Genomic DNA, 17,360 nt, shown 5'->3' with positions numbered 1-17,360 from the left:
GCCGGCATGGGCACTCGAGGGATTGGGCGTGCGGTCCGGGCGCTATCCACTGGCGGTGGAGGGCCCGGTGATGCGGGCGGTGGACCGTTTGGTTCCTGGAGTGTCCACGGTGACCCGGTACATCCGTTACCACTCGCTGTATGCGGCGATCGCGGCGCACGCGGAACGGAACGCTTGGGACATCACTGCGTGCCGCCGGGCGGTCCGCCGCAGCGAGGTCCTGCTGGCGGCGCTCCAGCACGACGGGGAGACAGATCCGGCGTGGCTTGCCCACGGGGTCGATCGGGTGCGGCGTTTTTGCACAGAGGAACTGGAACTCGCGCGAGCCGCCGACGAACAGCAGCTGAGCCAGTCGTACTCACCCCGCCGCTGGGGCTTTTGGGACCAATACGGCGGACCCGCCACGGTGCTCGGCACCGTGGATGTCCGGGACGGAGTGCTCAGACCCGGCCGGCACCCGTGCCCTCCCGCGGTCAAGGAGCTCTTCGCCCCTCTGCTGTCTCTCGCGGCGCGGGACGTCGTGTCCTTCGCCGACCTGGAGACAGCGAGGCAGGCGGCTCTCGGTGTCCCGTGTCCGGCCGAGCGGGAATGGCTGACGGACGTGCTGACCGCAACTCGCGGTGGAGGAAGCCACGCGCAGGGGGACTGGTCGGCGTCCGACCGCACTCGGCGTGCGACCCTCCGTATCCTCGGCCGGGCGATCGATCTCCGCGGTCACGAGGGTGATGGGTACCAGGAGACGCTGCGCTCCGCGGTGGCCTTCGGTGGCGAGGCGACAACTGATCCCGTCTTGACGGCGATTCCCGAGACGGCCGGTTGGCGGGGAGTGCTGCTGCGCCATTACTCCGTCGGCGCCTGGCGTCGGCTGTGGGCGGCACTGGTGGCCTGTGTCGGCTCCAAGGACGGCGAGGCAGACCGGTCGGCCGAGGAACTACGCGACTGGTTGGCGCAACAGGCCCCGGACGGGAAGGTACGGCGGGTCCTGGACGACCTGCCTCCGCCCAAGAACGCGGCAGGTCAGTTGTTGCCTGCCGAACGGCTTCTCCTGGAGCGGGGTGCCGATGCCCCGATGACCAATGTGCTGCTCCTGATGGTGGGTGCGCTGCGCTCCCGTGAGGGTCATCTGCCGGACGATGTACGGGCCGTCTTTCTGGGCCGTCAGCGGCGTCGGGCCGAGTTCCTCGACCCGACGTGGGTCGACGGCCTCATCGCCGGCTACGCCGACCGGCCGGTCAGCGACCTGGCCGCCCGGCTGGTGGACGACATGCTCGCCCAGTCCCGCAGAGTCGCCCTCGCGAAGCTGCGCATCGACCCCGCGACCGGCGGGCTGAAGATCTTCTCCCGTCTGCACTTCCGCAACGAGCGTTATTTCAAGACCGGTGACGAAGGCGACTCCGACATCGGCACCCGCATACCCCAACTCGGCTCCTTGGCGGCGCAGCTGGGGCTTTTCGCCGTCCGTGACAACTGCCACACCATCACCGCGGAGGGACGGCGAATCCTGGAGACGAACCCATGAGCGCGGCACACCACACCCGGTTCGCATCCCCCGTGACGCTGCTGAGGGAGTGGAGCGAACGCAGCGATCAGCAGGCACTGCACGAAGCGCTCTTCCTCGGATTCACAGTCGATCTTCCCTTCCTGGAGAAGGTCGCCATACCCGTTGCCCGTGGCCTGGGTGCCCGCACCGCGGTGATCGGTGATGCGGCCCAAGGACTGTACGACCCGGTCGATGTGCGCATGGCAGGCCGCAGTTATCTGCACGGCCTGGCCTCCTGCCAGCGCGCGTTCCACCCCAAGGTCGTCCTTCTGATCGGCGAACACGCCTGCCGGCTCGCAGTGGGTTCGGGGAACCCGACGCTGTCCGGCTGGGGTGCCAACGACGAACTCTGGACGGTGGTGGAAACCGAGGACGACGACTCCCACGCCCTCCTGGCCGACCTCGCCGACTGGCTGGACGCCCTGCCCTCCGCCGTGGAACTTGCCCCTTGGTCGGCGAATCATCTGACGGAACTCGCTGCCCTTCTGACCGAACGGCATGTCAACGCCCCGGCCGGACCGGAATCAGGTGCCCGGCTTCTGCACAACCTCCAGAAGAGTCTGCTGGACCAACTGCCGCTCGGTCCTGTCGACGAACTGCACGCGTATGCCCCGTTCGTCGACGAGGCCGGTCATGCCCTCAGCGGGCTGCTCGGCCGTCTCACACCCCGCCGCACCGTCCTCGGGCTCCAGCCACGCTGGTCCAGCTACGACGCCGGAGCGATCAAGAGGGCGCTCGGCAGCTTCGACGCGCAGATCCGTTTTCTCGAGGAGACTCGGATGCGGCACGGCAAATTCGTCGAGTGGCAGACCGACGGCCGCCGATACGCTCTCACCGGGAGCCCGAATCTGACCCGCGCCGCACTGTGCACCAGCACCCGGGACGGCGGCAACTGCGAGCTCGCCGTAATCGCCGCCGACACCGCGCCGCTGCTTCCCGAACAGGGGCGCATCACCTCACTCGCGAGCCTGACGGGCCGCACCATCCGGCCCTTCAAGTCCACCGGTCACACGCTCGTCCTGCTGGGCGCGAAGACGGACAGCGAAGGTCTGCACGTCTCTCTGGCGCACCCCCAGCTCCTGCCCGTGGTGATCAGCACGTCTCCGGACGGTTCACCAGGTTCCTGGACGCAGACCGGAACCATTCCGGCGGGGGCATCGGCCGGTTCCTTCCCGCTGCCCGAGGTCCCTGGTGCAGCGGTTCGCGCCACATGCGCCCGCCCTGACGGCACCACCGCCGAATCCGCCGTCGTCTTCGTCTACAGCCCCGTGCACTGCGCCCAGCGACACAGCGCCGACAGCGCTCCCCTGCTGAGATACGACTACACGGCGCAGACCCTGTTCGCCGACGAGCGTGCCGCACGCCGTTTCGAAACCGATCTGCTGCGCCTGCGCGAGCTCACCGCCGGAACGTCCGCTCCTCGGATGAGTTCGGCGGGAGACGCGACAGCGGGCTCGGTGACATCGAGCGGCGTCGACCGCTGGGACGCCTACCTCGCCGACTGCCGCCGGATGATCGGAGCGCCGTTGACGGATCTGGCGTTCGGCACCTCGCAGCTCGACCTGCCCCAGGCACCCTCGTCGCGGTGGATCGTGTCGGCGGTCACCCTTGCCGTGCGGGAGGAGGATGACGAAGAGCACGAGGACGAGACGGAAGAGGAGGACCTCCCCACCACCAGCGAGCCGCTCGTCCCGTACGTCGCGCCAGAGCAGCGTGCCCGTTGTCGCGCCTGGGCCCAGCGCTGGGTCGCGGCGCTCACAGGCCCTGACGGTTCAGCCGCAGCACCGGTTCCGGTCCGGCTGCTCGTGACCAGCCTGTACGTCCAGCTCCTGGCCGCCGGAGTCTGGGACGAGCAAGACCAGAGCTGGCGCGACGGACTCAGCCGCCTCCTCAAAGCACTCGGTGCCGAAGACCTGGCGGCCGAGACGGACCACGATGCTCCGCCCGAGACCCGGCGACGGCTGGATGCGGTGGCGGCCGTGGTGATGACACTGCTCGTCCAGGACGCCACCTTCACCGGCGGAGGCGAGCACGACGTACTCGCGGCCCGCGCCTGGCACGGCGGCAAGGCGGTGATCGCGCGTGCCGAGCCCGCCGAGGCGGAGGACCTGATGATCCCGCCGGAGCGGGCGCTCGCCCGCGTCGCGTCCTGGAGCGAGGTGGAAAAACTCATCGCTCTGGCGCAGGAAGACGACCCATACGCGGAGGTGATCGAGGGGCTCACCGCGGCCGGCTGGTCAGTCGTGTGCGAGGACGGGCTCTGGGAGATCACGGGCTCCTTCGGCAATCCGCTTCCAGTCGTGGCCAAAGCCGCCGAACGACTCGGGCGGCACCACGCCGACGGCGTGCTCGTACGAGCCCGCAGCAAGAACCGCTGGGCCTTCATGGCGTGGGCGGACCCCTACCTGGTCCTGCTCAATCCCCCGGCACGCGTCTGGCGTACCTACCAGGTACGACTCCCTGCCACACCGGAATCACGGTTCAGCGGCGGCGACCTTTCCGCGGTACCCGGTCACGTCGGTTCCCCGGTTCCGCTGCAGAAAGGTCCGCCCGAAGCCCTCAGGAAGATTCTCGCCGAAGCAGGCCTCGCCTACCCGGAGTTGGTCAGTCGCCTGTTCACACTCGACTCGTAACGGGGAAAGAAGGCGATCATCGCCGTGGCGCCGCCGGCGATGAACCGTCGAGCGGCTGATCCCCCTCGATTGACCTCGTCTTACCGTCACGCCGCTGCTCAAGGCAGGTAGGCGTGATGATGGTGGGCCTTTCTCGCGGGCAGGGAGCTGTCCGCTCCCAGCGCTGGCAGCGAGTCAGTCCGTGCCCACACCACAGTGCGGCCATCCGCGCACAGAGCAGCGCGTCGATGAGGTCCTCCCGATGCTTCCACCGACGAGGCGACTCAACCTCTCAGTGAGAGTTACAGCTGCTCAGGCGGATGATGACGAGGCGTGTCACCCGTTCGGTGGGACTGAGTTCCGCTCTTGTGCTGCTCGACGGTGTCGTCGTCGGGACCCGATTGGCGATTCGCTGGAGGTACCTGATGCCGTCCCTGATCCTCGCTGTCTGTCTACTGATCTCATTCGTCGTACTCGGAAGCGCGCCGTTTGCGTATGTGTCGGTGCGGACCTGTCTGGAGCTCGGGGCTGGTCGGAATCGGCGCGGTGGCGGTCGCCATGCGGCCCGTTGGGGTGCACGGTGAGTGCCCTGGCCCGCGCGGAACGCGGCGTTGTGGTCTATCGCTGGACCAAGGGGACGCGGCTGCCTACCGCAGGAGCCCGTCTCGCGCTGGGCGAAGCACTCGCTGGCCTCGGCCTTGAAGAAGGGACGCGAGAGGATGCGCAGCTTGCGTTGTCGGAACTGGTGGCGAACGCGGCCGAGCATGCCTGCGGTCCGTACGAGGTGCGGTTGCAGCGCATTCTGTCCGCGTGGGTCTGTGAGGTTGAGGATGGTGATCCTCGGCTGCCCCAGCTTCCTCGATTCCCGCCCGATCCTCTCTTTCCGCCAGAGGAGGAGAGCCGGGGCGGTGGGCTGGACTCGCTACTGAGCTTGTTGGAAGAGCGGGGCCGAGGGCTGCAGGTGGTGCACCAGCTGACTGGCGGTAACTGGGGATTCTGCCGGACGGGGGATACGAAGGTTGCCTGGTTCCTGGTCGGCGCTGTTGCTCCTTGAACCTGGCAGGTACGGTATGCAGCGCTGTCGCGCACCGGGGGTAGGGGCAGTCGTCACGATCCACCGCCGTGTGCTGTTGGCCGATGGCTGCGGACATATTTATAGGGGGCGGGCTGGGCCCTCGTGATGGCTGCGAGCACCTGGGATGTGACCTGGCACGGCGCCGGGGACTGGGGGTGATGCCGGGGGTGGCCGGGAGCGACTCGTGGAGGCTGTTCGTGGACGAAGCTCAAGCCGAGCCGTCGTGACGGGCTGGACGGTCACGATCCGCTGCTTCGGTGCCGTCGGCGTGCCGAGCGTCGAGACGGGGGTCACATCGGAGGTCGATTCGGGCGTCGTCCTTCGAAACGACGCCCCTGGCCGCTCCGTTCGCGCAGGTCAGGGGCACGACGAGCCACCCCTGAGCGAGCCCGACTGTATATCGGTGCAGGCAAGCATCCCGATCTTCGGGTACGGCGGGCGGGCGCGGCTCGCTGCGTGTATGACGACGGATGCTCTGCCGTTTGGTACGTCGCCCGTTCCGTGCTGCTTACCCGGCTGCGTAGCCCTCGCCCTTTCTCGGTTCTCGGTGGGCGCTCGGCCGCGCCCAACGCACGGCCGTGTAGGGGTTCTCTGGGCCTGGTGCGCTGCTGGAAGAGGCGTGCGGGTGTGTCGCCGCTGAGGGGCGACACACCCGTGCACTGTGCTGCGTTGTCAGTTCCCTGCTGTGGCCGAAGAGTCGTCCTGGGCCGGTACGTACTGGTAGCGGCGGGGCTGGTCGGTGACCTGCCGGACGGTGCCCCGCTTGGCCAGCGTGACGAGGCTGTTCGCGATGGCGCCGGAACTGCGCTCGATACTGCGGCTGATGGCGGTGGCGGTGAACGCTTCGTCAGGGTGGGCGGCCATGAAGTTGAGGACCATCTCACCCAGCACTCCTGGGCGCAGCCTGCCGCTGTCGGTAACGGTGGTAGATGGTCGCACGTGCCCGCAGGTGGGGCAGGCCCGCCCCGGGGCGGGCGCGTTACTGTCCTGTCCTGTCTGCGCGTGTGACGGGCTGTCGGCCGATACCGGCACACCGGACGGTGCGGCCGTCGCGGGGAGCCCGACAGGCCCCGGGTCCGGCGTAAGGGCCGTCGCCGCACCTGCCTGCGCACCTGGCGCCGGGTGGGGGTGAGGGTGCGCGGGTGCGTCGGGACTTCCCTCGGGCGTTGGTGCCCCGGCACCGGACTCCCGTGTGTGCGCGAGTTCCTCGTACGGGTGAGCTGGGGGCTCGGCAGGGGTGGGGGATACCTCGGGAGCGGTCGGGTGCGGTGCCGTCGTCTTCGCCTCGTACCTTTGACCGTCGGTCCCGGAGTCCTCGGATGAGGCATCCGCCATGGCTTCGGATTCCGTGTTGGGGAGCGGGTGCACCTCGTCCGGGGTGGCGTCGGGGTGCGGGTGCCATCGGTCCGGGGCAGCTTTGCCGGTGGTGGTGGCGCCGTTCTCGCGTACGGCCATGCCTTGGCTCTCCAGCGTGGCGAGGGGCCTTGCCGGCGGTGGAGCGGCCGATCCCGGGGACGAGGGCAAGGTCGGCGGCGCTGGAGCCGGGCTCGTCGGTGAGCGCCTGGAAGACGCGGGCGCGAGCGCCGGTCAGCTCGCCTGCTCCGGTGACAGGGCGATGCCGCTGGGTGCGGGTGGTCTTCTTGATGTTATTGATCACGAGGGGAACCCCAATCGCGGTCGTCAGCGGTTGGTTGGGTCCCCGGCCGGGGTGCGGCCCCAGGTGCATGGTTGGGTGCGTGCCTGGCCGCAGGCGGTGCGAGCCGCGTGCGCTGCGCGGTCGTGCTCGCTTCGCCGACGACCATGGACGCTCGATACCCGGCCCCAGTCAAGCGTCATCAGACCAGGTGAGAAGAGAGCTGCAAGAACCGGACGGGTGCAGTGAGGGAACGCGGGGGCACCGTGTGGGTGCGCCGGGGGTGCGGTGACGAGACACAGTTCTGGTGGACGAGCGGGCGACCACAGTTTCTCTGCTTGCGGCCAGGTGGATTTTCCACCCATCGGTAGTCGTTTGTAGGCTCGTTCGCGGTTCGATGGCGGCAACAAGGGGAGCAAGTCAGCTTGTCACGGTCGTGGTTGTCCATCCGCGTCGATTTGGTTTCCGGGCACGGTGCGGACCTGTGGCCGCGACCCGGCCGGATTCTTGCTGCGGCACGGACCCATTCCTTCGCTCGGCTCGCCCAAGCCATCGATCTGGCATTCGGGCGCTGGGATCTGGCTCACCTGCACATGTTCACGCTTGCCGACAAGACGGGCGTGAGCCCGCTGGAGTGGTGGGATGGCGAAGCCCCGGAGGGCACTCTGGATGGCCACTCCACCAAGCTCAGCAGGCTGAAAGCCGGCGAGCAGTTCGCCTACGTCTTCGACTTGGGGGACAACTGGGAGCACCTGTGCACAGTGGGCGAGAGGCGCGTTGATCCGCTGGAGGAGTTCGGCGAGACGCCCTCCCGGCCGGAGCCCTACTGGGGCTGGGGGACTCTGCCGGACCAATATGGCCGCCGGTGGGATGGTGATGATGGTGAGTCGCGCATGCCCGAGCGGCCTCCCAGAGGGCTTGGCGATCTCCCGCCGATCCTTCCCCTGTGGGGCGAACGACGGCGCGGCTGACGCCCGCTTCCGCCGGGTGGTTGCTGCTGACCGCCTGGAGCGTGCCCAGGGCAGTGCCCGGGTCTCTGGCCCCCGAGTGGCTCGCTACTGGCTCGCCACTGGCTCGCCCCTACCTTCACCTGCACGGATCACTGCTCGGCATATGCACCCAGACGATGGGCACTGCACAGCAGAATCGCCCGTACCAGTATGATTTGTGGCAACTCGGCACGCCGGGCCTTCTATACCTTGCGTGAGTCCGCGAACTGATGCCCATCTCCTGAGCAATGCTCGCCCAAGCACTACTCCCTCCCAACGGTCAGCATCCGTTCCTCCGACGACGCCGACTTCTCCCCGCCGGCGAGCAGCGCGAGCGACGGCGGCGCTGCTGGACCGGACGGTTGCGCATGACTAAGCACTCTGCCTGCTCGGAGACAACGCCGAGCCGTTTGTGCGTCATGTTCGCCACCCCTGAGCCCGAGCTCAATCGGGAAGCTGCCGCCGTTCTGCTGCGCATTCTCAAGCAGTACGCAGAGCGCAATGGCGCTCCGACGAGCATCGAGCTACGACTGGACGACCCCGCGAATCACCAGCAGAAGGAGCATCTGAGTGAGCGAAACTGATCTGGCTTCACCAGTCGGAGAAGTTGACCTCCCAGACCACCGCGACGCCCCGCCTCCCTCTCCGTTTCGCCTTCTACGGACGCGTGTCCACTGAGGACCAGCAAGACACCGAGGCTTCCCGGCTCTGGCAGCGCGGGCGGGCCGAAGCACTCATCGGGCCGACCGGCGCAACCATCGTCGCCGACTACTTCGACATCGGACAGACCCGCGCCCTGCCCTGGAAGCGGCGCCCGGACGCCCAAGCACTCCTGGCCGCACTCGCCGACCGCAACCGTGGGTTCGATGCCGTGGTGATCGGCGAGCCGCAGCGGGCCTTCTACGGCAACCAGTTCGGCGACACCTTCCCGCTCTTCGTGCACTACGAGGTCCCCTTGTGGGTGCCCGAGGTCGGCGGCGCCATCGACGCCAACAACGAAGCCCACGACCTGATCCTGTCCGTCTTCGGCGGCATGTCCAAGGGCGAACGCAACCGGTTGCGCCTGCGCACCCACACCGCGATGGCCTCGCAGACCCTCACCGAGGGGCGCTACCTGGGCGGGCGCCCGCCCTACGGTTACCGCCTGCGCGATATGGGTCCGCACCCCAACCCGGGCAGGGCTGCCGACGGCAAACGGCTCCGCGGCCTCGAACCAGACCCGGAGACGGCGCCCGTGGTCGTTCGCATCTTCACCGAGTCTCTGCGTGGCTACGGAACCTTCGCGATCGCGGAGGGGCTCACCCGTGACGGCATCCCCAGTCCGTCCGCCCACGACCCTGGTCGCAACCCCCACCGCGACACCCGAGCCTGGGCCAAGAACGCCGTACGGGCCATCCTGAGCAACCCCCGCTACACCGGCCGCCAGGTCTGGAACCGGCAGAAGAAGCACGAGACGCTGCTCGACATCACCGACGTCAGCCTGGGCTACACCACCAAGATGCGCTGGAACACCCAGGACAAGTGGATCATCTCGAAGGAGATCGTCCACACCCCGCTCATCGACGACGACACCTTCGCCCGCACGCAGGATGTCCTACGCGCCCGGGTCCGTTCCGGCCCGGCACCCGGGGTCAAACGCACTCGGAACACGTACCTTCTGCGCGGTGCTCTGCGATGCGGCGTCTGCGGTCGCACCATGCAGGGGCACTGGTCCCATTACCAGGCGTACTACCGCTGCCGCTTCCCCGAGCAGTACGCGCTCGCCAACCGCATCACGCACCCCCGCAACGTCTACCTACGGGAAGCGTGACTGATCCGGCCGCTCGACGACTGGCTCGCGAAGATCTTCTCGCCCCACCGCCTGGACGAGACCGTCGACCTCATGGCTGCCGCCACCCAAGAACCCGCAGGACCGGCCCGTACCACCAACACCGCTCAGCAGAAGATCATCGACTGCGACACCAAGCTCGCCGCCCACCGAGCCGCGCTCGAAGCAGGCGCCGACCCCGCGCTGGTCACTCAATGGATCGCTGAAACCCAGGCCCGCCGCGAACAGGCCGAATCCGAGCTCCGAGCCACCACGCCGCAGCCACAGCCGCAGCCCGGCACACTGCTGTCGCGGGACGAGGTTGCCGCACTCGCCAGAGCAGCCGGAAACATCACAGCGGCCATCCACCACGCCGACCCCACCCACAAGGCCGAGCTCTACAAGAGGCTGGGAGTCCGCCTACGCTACGACCCCGCGCAGCAAAAAGTCCTGGTCGAGAGCCATCTCAACCAGGACCTAGGCGGTTCCCGTGGGGTACCAGTACGTGTCGGGAGGGGGACTTGAACCCCCACGCCCTGTAAAGGGCACTAGCACCTCAAGCTAGCGCGTCTGCCATTCCGCCACCCCGACCGGGTGCGCCGCTCGGGCCGTGGTGGCCCTGGCGACGGGTTAAACCTTAGCACCTGCGGCGGACTGCGATCACCCGCCTCTTGGGACACCGCCGTGTCAGCGGGAGTATGGGGGTCTACCTGCGAGAAGAGGAGGCAGCGTGAGTGCCGAGAGCGCCGAGAACGAGGTCGTCGACCTGTGCCGTGATCTGATCAGGATCGACACCAGCAATTACGGCAACAACGAGGGACCGGGGGAGCGGGCGGCGGCGGAGTACGTCGCAGAGAAGCTGGCCGAGGTGGGGCTGGAGCCGCAGATCTTCGAGTCCCGGCCGGGCCGCGCCTCCACGGTGGCGCGGATCGCGGGCGAGGACCCCTCGCGTCCGGCCCTGCTCATCCACGGGCACACCGACGTCGTTCCGGCCAACGCCGACGACTGGACGCACCACCCCTTCTCCGGGGAGATCGCCGACGGCTGCGTGTGGGGCCGGGGCGCCGTCGACATGAAGGACATGGACGCCATGACGCTGGCGGTGGTGCGCGACCGTCTGCGCACGGGTCGCAAGCCGCCCCGCGACGTCGTGCTGGCCTTCCTCGCGGACGAGGAGGCCGGCGGCGTCTACGGGGCGCGGCACCTGGTCGACAACCACGCCGACCTGTTCGAAGGCGTCACCGAGGCCATCGGCGAGGTCGGCGGTTTCTCCTTCACGGTCAACGAGAACCTGCGGCTCTACCTCGTCGAGACCGCCCAGAAGGGCATGCACTGGATGCGGCTGACCGTGGACGGCACCGCCGGACACGGGTCGATGACCAACAACGACAACGCCATCACCGAGCTGTGCGAGGCCGTGGCGCGGCTGGGCCGCCACAAGTTCCCCGTACGGGTGACCAAGACGGTCCGCTCCTTCCTGGACGAACTCTCCGACGCGCTCGGTATCGAGCTCGATCCGGAGAACATGGAGGAGACCCTCACCAGGCTCGGCGGCATCGCGAAGATCATCGGGGCGACTCTGCAGAACACCGCGGCGCCGACGCAGCTCGGCGCCGGGTACAAGGTCAACGTCATTCCAGGACAGGCGACCGCCCACGTGGACGGACGTTTCCTGCCGGGGCACGAGGAGGAGTTCCTGGCCGACCTCGACCGCCTTCTGGGCCCGCGGGTCAAGCGGGAGGACGTGCACGCGGACAAGGCTTTGGAGACCACCTTCGACGGGGCGCTCGTGGACGCCATGCAGTCGTCCCTGCGCGCCGAGGACCCCATCGCCCACGCCGTGCCGTACATGCTTTCGGGGGGTACCGACGCCAAGTCGTTCGACGACCTGGGCATCCGCTGCTTCGGCTTCGCTCCGCTGAAGCTCCCGCCCGAGCTGGACTTCGCCGGCATGTTCCACGGTGTCGACGAGCGGGTGCCGGTGGACGGCTTGCAGTTCGGGGTCCGGGTGCTGGACCGCTTCCTCGACCAGGCGTGAGGACGCCACCGGGCCCGGCGTGCTCTTCATTTCGCTTGCTCCGGGCCCGGCGTGCCCTGTGCCCCGCCTGTCCAGGCTGTGCCCCGCCCCTTCCGGATCCGGCCTGGAAATCGGGCACGTGTGCTCATATGACCGGGAAGAGTGAATGATCTAGTCAGTTCGTATCCAGATTCCTCCGTCCTCGTTACAGGAGGTGCGGTCCCCGGCTGGGACCGTCTTGCCAACTAGGAGGAATAATGATCAAGAAGGTCATCGCCGCTGCGGCTGCCACCAGCGGTCTGGTACTGGCTGGTGCGGGTATGGCCGTCGCCGACTCGGGTGCGCAGGGTGCCGCCGTGCACTCCCCGGGTGTTGTTTCCGGCAACGTCGTCCAGGTTCCGGTCCACATCCCGGTGAACGCCTGCGGCAACAGCGTTTCCGTGATCGGGCTGCTGAACCCCGCCTTCGGCAACACCTGCGTCAACTCCTGACGCCGAGTCTCACCCGACCCGTTCGGTGAGCACACGAACCTGAGCGGCCCCGGAGCGCGCGCCACGCGCTCCGGGGCCCTCGGGTCTCTCGGGGGCCGAGGCCCTCGACGAGGTCGAGAAGTTCGAGGGGGCGGGACGGCGCACACACGCGCCTCCCCCTGGCCGGTCCACAGAAAGCCACATCAGGCAGCCACCACGAGGCAGGGGAATCCACACGATGCGACAAGGCACCAGAAAGGGCCTCATCACCATGGCCGCCGCGGGCGGTCTGTTCGCGATGTCGGGGGGAACGGCGTTCGCGGACGCGGGCGCCCAGGGCGACAGCGCGAACTCGCCGGGGGTCCTCTCCGGCAACACCTTCCAGGCACCCGTGAACGTCACGGTCAACATCTGCGGCAACACCGTGAGCGTCATCGGCCTGCTCAACCCGGCCTCCGGCAACGGCTGCGCGGGTCTCGGCAGCGGTTCGGGCGGTCCGGGCGGCGACTCCGGCGCGCACGAGGGGCAGCCGAGCGGTCAGAGCCCGCAGGGCGGCCGCGGTGACCAGGTCACCGGAGGCGGCAGCGGCGGCAACGGCTCCCACGCGGGCGGCTCTTCGCAGGGCTCGCCCGGCGTCGGCTCGGGCAACGACGTACAGGTCCCCGTCGACGTGCCGGTCGACGTCTGCGGCAACACGGTCGACGTCGGCGGGATCCTCGACCCGGCGCACGGCAACGGCTGCGCCGCCCCGGAGGCTCCCGGGCCTGTCGACCCCGGCTACCCGGAGCAGCCGGAGGAGCCGGGCAAGCCTGGTGAGCCGGAGAAGCCGCACCATCCCGAGAATCCCGGGCACCCCGGAAACCCGGGCGAACCCGAGCAGCCCGGGCAGCCGGACGAGCCGGGCGGGCCCGACCGGCCCCAGAATCCGGACGAGCCCACGCCGCCGAACTCGCCGCAGACGCCCGACCAGCCCGGCAGCACTGGGGAGGTGCACGCGGCCTCCCAGCCCGTGCCCGCGGCGGAGACCCCCGGTACCGCCGACGCCGACGCCCACGGCGAGCTGGCGCACACCGGTGCCGGTTCGCAGCTCGGCGCCGCCGCGCCGCTCAGCATGGGTCTCCTCGCCGGGGGCTACGTGCTCTACCGGCGCTCCCGCGCAGCCGCCCGCCGCTGACCCGGCGCGCGCAGGCGCGCGCCGGCGCACTGCCGGGGCGTGAACCGGGACGCGCCCCGCTGTGACGCGGCTGGTGGCCGACGATCGGCCATCCGGGCGAGGAGCAGGCCGGAGCGGGCAGCGGGCAGGCCGAAGCGGGAAGCGGGCAGGCCGAAGCGGGAAGCGAGCGGGCCGAAGCGGGAAGGGGACAGCGCCCGGACGGGAGCGTTCAGGAGGGAAGACCGGGCAGGAGCGCTCACGAGAGAAGACAGAAACGAGTAGCCCTCAGGAGGGAAAGGGAGCGGGCCCCCGGCGAGGGGCCCGCTCCCCGCACTGTCCGGCGGCGGCGCCGTACCCCTGCCCGGAGTCCGGGGCCGGCGCCCGTGGCGCTCACCAGGTGGCGCGCAGCTGACGAATGATACGGCGACGCAGTCGCACCCGGCGGCTCCCGTCGGGGTACAGCCTGGTCCTGGCGAGCTCCCAGTGTCCGTACTCGGCGTGGTCGGTGAGTAGTTGGGTCGCGGCCTTGCGGGACACGCCGCGCGGGACGTACACATCGCGAAATTCGTATTCCGGCATCCCCACCATTGTGCGTGCGGAGCCCGTCTGCCGATAGCGTCTGCACTATGTCTGATGCTGCGCAGCCCACCGCTGCCGACGTACGCGCCGCCGCCGAGGCGGTCAAAGCCGCGCTGGACCGGCACCTCGAGGCCGTCGAGCGCCGCGCGGGTGAGTCCCGGGCGTCCGCGGGTGCGGACGCCGACGCCGGTGACGGGGAGCGGAGCGAGGCGACGGCGGAGCAGGACACCGCCGGGCTCGACTCCGCCGTCTACGCCGCGTTCGACGAACTCGCCGCCGCCGGAGAGACCTACGACGAACTGCTGTACGAGGTCTACGACGAGGTCACCCCCTTCGAGATCCCGGGTGGGGACACGCTGCCCGCCTACGCGGGACCGGAGACGCCCAGCGCGCTGAGCGTCCTCATCCGCAGGGACTACACCATCGCCGAACCCCAGCGGATGCTCGCCCAGGCGGAGCGGGTCACCGAGCTGGACCCGGAGTCGGCGGAGGACGAGCGGGTCGAAGGCGCCTCGGCGGGCGGTGGCGTGCACGCCGCGCTGGGCGTGCTGTTCGGCGAGTACGAGCCGGACGAGATCGCGACCCGGCACAAGGAGTTCGGCCTGGAGGAGGGCGACTCCACGCTGTGGGTGACCGCGGTCGACGAGCCCGGCGAGCCGGGTGAGTGGCTCTCCGCCCCGTTCGACCAGGCGGACCCGCAGCACGTCGTCTGCCGTTTCGACGTCAGCTCGGTCTTCGACGAGGACGAGGAGGACCTGCTCGTCGAGACGGAGGACGGGCCCGGCTAGGCGGCGGCAGGCGGGGCCGGGACCGAGCGCCGTTAGCCCCTGACCACGCCTCCGCCTCTACCCCGACCGGCGCCTCACCGTCCCCAGGCCTACTCCGCCGCCTTTCGGCCCCGGCGGGACCTTCCGTCTTCGGCCCCGGCGGGAGTCTCCCGCCTTCGGCCCCGGCGGGAACTTCCCCCCTTCGGCCCCGGCGGGACTCCGTCTTCGGCCCCCGGCGGGGACCTCCCTGCCATGTGGAGCCGGCGGGGGCTTCGCGCCCTTCGGGCACCGGCCGACGGTTTCCTGCCTTCCGGGGAGCATGCGGGGTTTCCCGACCGAGGGCGACGGCGCCGACCGCCGCGTCCCCGTCTCCGCCGTCCCGCTCTCCGCCCTCCGCGTCTCAGCCGTCCTCGATCTGCGGCGCGGACAGGCGCATCCCCGGCCTCGCCGTCCCGCCCGGCCCGCGCCACCGCATTGGCGAGCCCAGGCGCGCACTCAGGCGTGCGCGCAGGCCCGCGCTCCAGTGCGGAGCGAGGTGCGGGCCGGGGCGGAGCAGGGCGGCAGGTGCCGCAGGGAGTCGGGCTCCAGCGGCGGCCGGGCCACGGTCACGGTGGACGAACGCGTGCGGTCGGTTCCGGCGCGCGGTACGCGCTCAGTCCGTGAAGCCCGTGTCCTCCTTGCCGGCCTTGCCGGTCTCGCCGGCTTCACCGACCGCGTCTGCCCGTGCCGCCTCGGCCGCGCGGGCAGCCTCCGTGAGCAGGGCGCGCAGACGCGTCACCCGTTCCGGGGCGGGGCCCGAGACGACGGCGCGGGGGAGGGCGTCACCGGCGCCGTGGACGACGGAGAGATGCCGCTCGCCGCGGCCGAACGCGGTGTAGACCCACTCGCGGGACAGCGCCTCCGTGGCGTCCCCCGGCAGCACCACGACGGCCGCGGGCCAGCGGAGGCCCGCCGCCTGGTGCGCTGTCATGGCCCAGCTGTGCCGCACGGTCTCCGGCACCCGGTCGGGTGGGACCGTGAGCGTGCGCCCGTGGCAGCTGAGGTGGAGCCCTTCTTCGTCGGCTGAGGCCACCGTGCCGATCTCGGTGCGGCCGGGTGCGGGGGAGTGGGCGACGCGGTCCCCGGGGTCGAAGCCGGCGAACCGGCCCTGGCCCGGGTTGAGCCGTTCCTTGAGGGCGGCGTTCAGCGCGCGGGTGCCCGCGGAGCCGCTGTGTCCAGGGGTGATGACCTGGGTCTCCTCCGTGGGCACGCCGAGGGCCCGGGGCACCGAGTCGGCGACGAGCTGCACGGTGCGGTGGACCGCCTCCCCGGCGTCATGCACCGGGACGATGACGACTTCCTTGCCGGGAGCCTCCACTTGCAGCAGCTCACCGACGCCGATGCCCGACACCAGCTCGCCGACGGGCCCGTGGTCCGGCGTGCGCGAGGCGACGTGCGGGCAGTACCGGGCCGCGGTCAGGTCGCGGAACACCTGTCCGGGCCCGGCCGCGCCGAGCACTCCCGGGTCGCCGCTGAGTACCAGCCGCGCGCCGTCCGGCAGGGATTCCAGCAGCGCCGCGGCGCCTTCCGCGTCGAGCTGCGGCGCGTCGCACACGGCCAGCAGGTCCACCGCGAGCATCCCCTCGGCGTCCCGCTCCGGTCCCTCGGCCCCGGCGAGGGTCCCGGCGACGGTGGCGCAGCCGGCGTCCGCCCCGGCAGGTGCACCGGGCTCCGCGCCCTGACCGTCCGTGCCGCTTTCACCGTCCGCCTCGCTCCTCTGCGCGGCCGTCGCCGTGGCCGCTGCTGCGGCCGCCGTGCCGTCGGGGCCCGCGACCGCCTCGACGAGCCGCGTCATACGGGCCCGGCCGTCATCCGTATGGGTGAGGGCCCAGGCGCGCAGTCCGAGCCGCCGCGCCGCGACGACGAGCGCGGCGACCTCCGCACGGGACGCCTCGCCCCCCGAGTGGGTGACCAGACCGCTGCCTGCCGCCGCGGTGATGAGCTCCTTCGCGGACGGGGACGGCGCCGCCTCGGCCGCGGCGGACCAGCCCTGCGCGGCGGACTCGACCGCCGCCTCTGCCGTGTCCGCCGCGGCCCGCTCCTGGGGCGCCCTGTCGAAGGTGCCGGCGATCCGGGCGAGGCCGTCGGCGAGGCTTTCCTCCGCCAGTGCGTAGCGGTCCAGGCCGAACAGCATCCGGACGGGGCGCTCCTCCTCGCCGGCCTCTTCCTCCTCCCCCTGCCGGGAGCCCCTCTCGGGGGCGGAGAGGGCGGGGCCCGCGTCCAGTGCGTCCTCGAACACGAGTACGGCGCCCGCGTCGACGGCCTCGCGGACCGCCTCTTGGGGGTCGGGCAGCGCGTGCCGGGCCAGGCCCTCGGCGAGGGCGGCCGGCTCCTGCACGGTGTCGCCCCGCAGCGCGGCGCGCTCCAGCAGCCTGACGACGAGCGCGACCGCCCGCCGCGCGTCCCCGGGGCCGGCCTCCTCGCCGAGGAGGGCGCGGGCGAATCCGTCGGCCTGTTCGGGCCGCACCCCCGCGACCGCGAGCAGCTGCCACGGGTCGGCACGCAGCACTTCGGCGGCGCCCTCGCCGAGGGCCTCGACCACGCGCGGGGCCAGGGACTCGGGCGCGCCGCCTTCCGCCAGCAGGGCCCGCACCTCCTCAGGGACCACGACCCGGCCCTCCCCGTGCGCGGGACGTGGCGCGGCCGAGCCGGCCGGGGCGCGCCCCGCCGGTACGCTCC

Annotated in this window: 13 protein-coding genes and 1 tRNA gene; 10 read left to right on the top strand and 4 right to left on the bottom strand. The window is 70.6% G+C overall.

From position 1 onward, the window contains the following. Positions 1–100 precede the first annotated feature (100 nt). The 3 genes from DQ392_RS32490 to DQ392_RS35620 all read left to right on the top strand — a co-directional run bounded on the left by DQ392_RS32490 (position 101) and on the right by DQ392_RS35620 (position 5,206). A complete protein-coding gene (locus DQ392_RS32490; protein WP_245982264.1) occupies positions 101–1,519 on the top strand; it encodes a hypothetical protein in 1,419 nt (472 codons plus the stop codon). Then, positions 1,516–4,173 carry a phospholipase D-like domain-containing protein gene (locus DQ392_RS32485; RefSeq protein ID WP_114019294.1) on the top strand — a complete coding sequence of 886 codons (2,658 nt, stop codon included), beginning with the start codon at positions 1,516–1,518 and terminating at the stop codon, positions 4,171–4,173. Before DQ392_RS32490 ends, DQ392_RS32485 begins: the two co-directional genes overlap by 4 nt. Before the next feature lie 559 nt (positions 4,174–4,732). Beyond that, on the top strand, positions 4,733–5,206 hold the full coding sequence (locus DQ392_RS35620) for an ATP-binding protein (protein ID WP_245982250.1): 474 nt from the start codon (positions 4,733–4,735) through the stop codon (positions 5,204–5,206). Positions 5,207–5,899: 693 nt separating this feature from the next. On the opposite strand, the gene DQ392_RS32475 is transcribed toward DQ392_RS35620, so the two are convergent. Further along, positions 5,900–6,166 (bottom strand): hypothetical protein, encoded by a 267-nt coding sequence (locus tag DQ392_RS32475; RefSeq protein ID WP_147266611.1) that lies wholly within the window; start codon positions 6,164–6,166, stop codon positions 5,900–5,902. A gap of 1,134 nt (positions 6,167–7,300) precedes the next feature. Between DQ392_RS32475 and DQ392_RS32470 the strand changes: the two genes are divergently transcribed. The 3 genes from DQ392_RS32470 to DQ392_RS34900 all read left to right on the top strand — a co-directional run bounded on the left by DQ392_RS32470 (position 7,301) and on the right by DQ392_RS34900 (position 10,181). Next, positions 7,301–7,831, top strand: coding sequence for an IS1096 element passenger TnpR family protein (locus DQ392_RS32470; protein ID WP_114019291.1), 531 nt, complete (start codon positions 7,301–7,303; stop codon positions 7,829–7,831). 625 nt (positions 7,832–8,456) lie between these two features. Further along, positions 8,457–9,659, top strand: coding sequence for a recombinase family protein (locus tag DQ392_RS32465; protein WP_281273059.1), 1,203 nt, complete (start codon positions 8,457–8,459; stop codon positions 9,657–9,659). A 72-nt stretch (positions 9,660–9,731) separates the two neighbouring features. Beyond that, entirely contained in the window at positions 9,732–10,181 is a 450-nt protein-coding gene (locus DQ392_RS34900; RefSeq protein ID WP_220182683.1) for a hypothetical protein, read from the top strand. Here DQ392_RS34900 and DQ392_RS32460 read toward each other — a convergent pair. Further along, a tRNA-Leu gene (locus tag DQ392_RS32460) sits at positions 10,163–10,247 on the bottom strand. The genes DQ392_RS34900 and DQ392_RS32460 overlap by 19 nt on opposite strands. A 139-nt stretch (positions 10,248–10,386) precedes the next feature. Between DQ392_RS32460 and DQ392_RS32455 the strand changes: the two genes are divergently transcribed. From DQ392_RS32455 to DQ392_RS32445, 3 genes are all read left to right on the top strand, one after another. Next, positions 10,387–11,694, top strand: a complete 1,308-nt coding sequence (locus tag DQ392_RS32455; protein WP_114019290.1) for a M20/M25/M40 family metallo-hydrolase — start codon at positions 10,387–10,389, stop codon at positions 11,692–11,694. Positions 11,695–11,930: 236 nt separating this feature from the next. Continuing rightward, entirely contained in the window at positions 11,931–12,164 is a 234-nt protein-coding gene (gene chpH, locus DQ392_RS32450) for a chaplin ChpH (RefSeq protein ID WP_114019289.1), read from the top strand. 217 nt (positions 12,165–12,381) lie between these two features. Continuing rightward, on the top strand, positions 12,382–13,317 hold the full coding sequence (locus DQ392_RS32445; protein ID WP_114019288.1) for a chaplin: 936 nt from the start codon (positions 12,382–12,384) through the stop codon (positions 13,315–13,317). A 369-nt stretch (positions 13,318–13,686) separates the two neighbouring features. On the opposite strand, the gene DQ392_RS32440 is transcribed toward DQ392_RS32445, so the two are convergent. Next, positions 13,687–13,875, bottom strand: a complete 189-nt coding sequence (locus tag DQ392_RS32440) for a DUF5703 family protein (RefSeq protein WP_114019287.1) — start codon at positions 13,873–13,875, stop codon at positions 13,687–13,689. 47 nt (positions 13,876–13,922) lie between these two features. Between DQ392_RS32440 and DQ392_RS32435 the strand changes: the two genes are divergently transcribed. Beyond that, a complete protein-coding gene (locus DQ392_RS32435; protein ID WP_114019286.1) occupies positions 13,923–14,663 on the top strand; it encodes a hypothetical protein in 741 nt (246 codons plus the stop codon). Between the two features lie 631 nt (positions 14,664–15,294). Here the strand turns inward: DQ392_RS32435 and DQ392_RS32430 are convergent. Continuing rightward, the coding region (locus DQ392_RS32430; protein WP_114019312.1) for a helix-hairpin-helix domain-containing protein at positions 15,295–17,360 on the bottom strand (2,066 nt) is incomplete at its 5' end.

Origin of the sequence: Streptomyces reniochalinae (genome assembly GCF_003323735.1) — a bacterium.
GTDB classification, from domain to species: Bacteria; Actinomycetota; Actinomycetes; order Streptomycetales; family Streptomycetaceae; genus Streptomyces; species Streptomyces reniochalinae.
This window is presented reverse-complemented; position numbering and strand designations above follow the sequence as displayed.

Excerpts from the sequence above, each read along its gene's own strand:
- DQ392_RS32440 (WP_114019287.1), bottom strand. The coding sequence starts at position 13,875 with ATGCCGGAATACGAATTTCGCGATGTGTACGTCCCGCGCGGCGTGTCC.
- DQ392_RS32435 (WP_114019286.1), top strand. The coding sequence starts at position 13,923 with ATGTCTGATGCTGCGCAGCCCACCGCTGCCGACGTACGCGCCGCCGCC.
- DQ392_RS34900 (WP_220182683.1), top strand. The coding sequence starts at position 9,732 with ATGGCTGCCGCCACCCAAGAACCCGCAGGACCGGCCCGTACCACCAAC.
- chpH (WP_114019289.1), top strand. The coding sequence starts at position 11,931 with ATGATCAAGAAGGTCATCGCCGCTGCGGCTGCCACCAGCGGTCTGGTA.
- DQ392_RS32485 (WP_114019294.1), top strand. The coding sequence starts at position 1,516 with ATGAGCGCGGCACACCACACCCGGTTCGCATCCCCCGTGACGCTGCTG.
- DQ392_RS32445 (WP_114019288.1), top strand. The coding sequence starts at position 12,382 with ATGCGACAAGGCACCAGAAAGGGCCTCATCACCATGGCCGCCGCGGGC.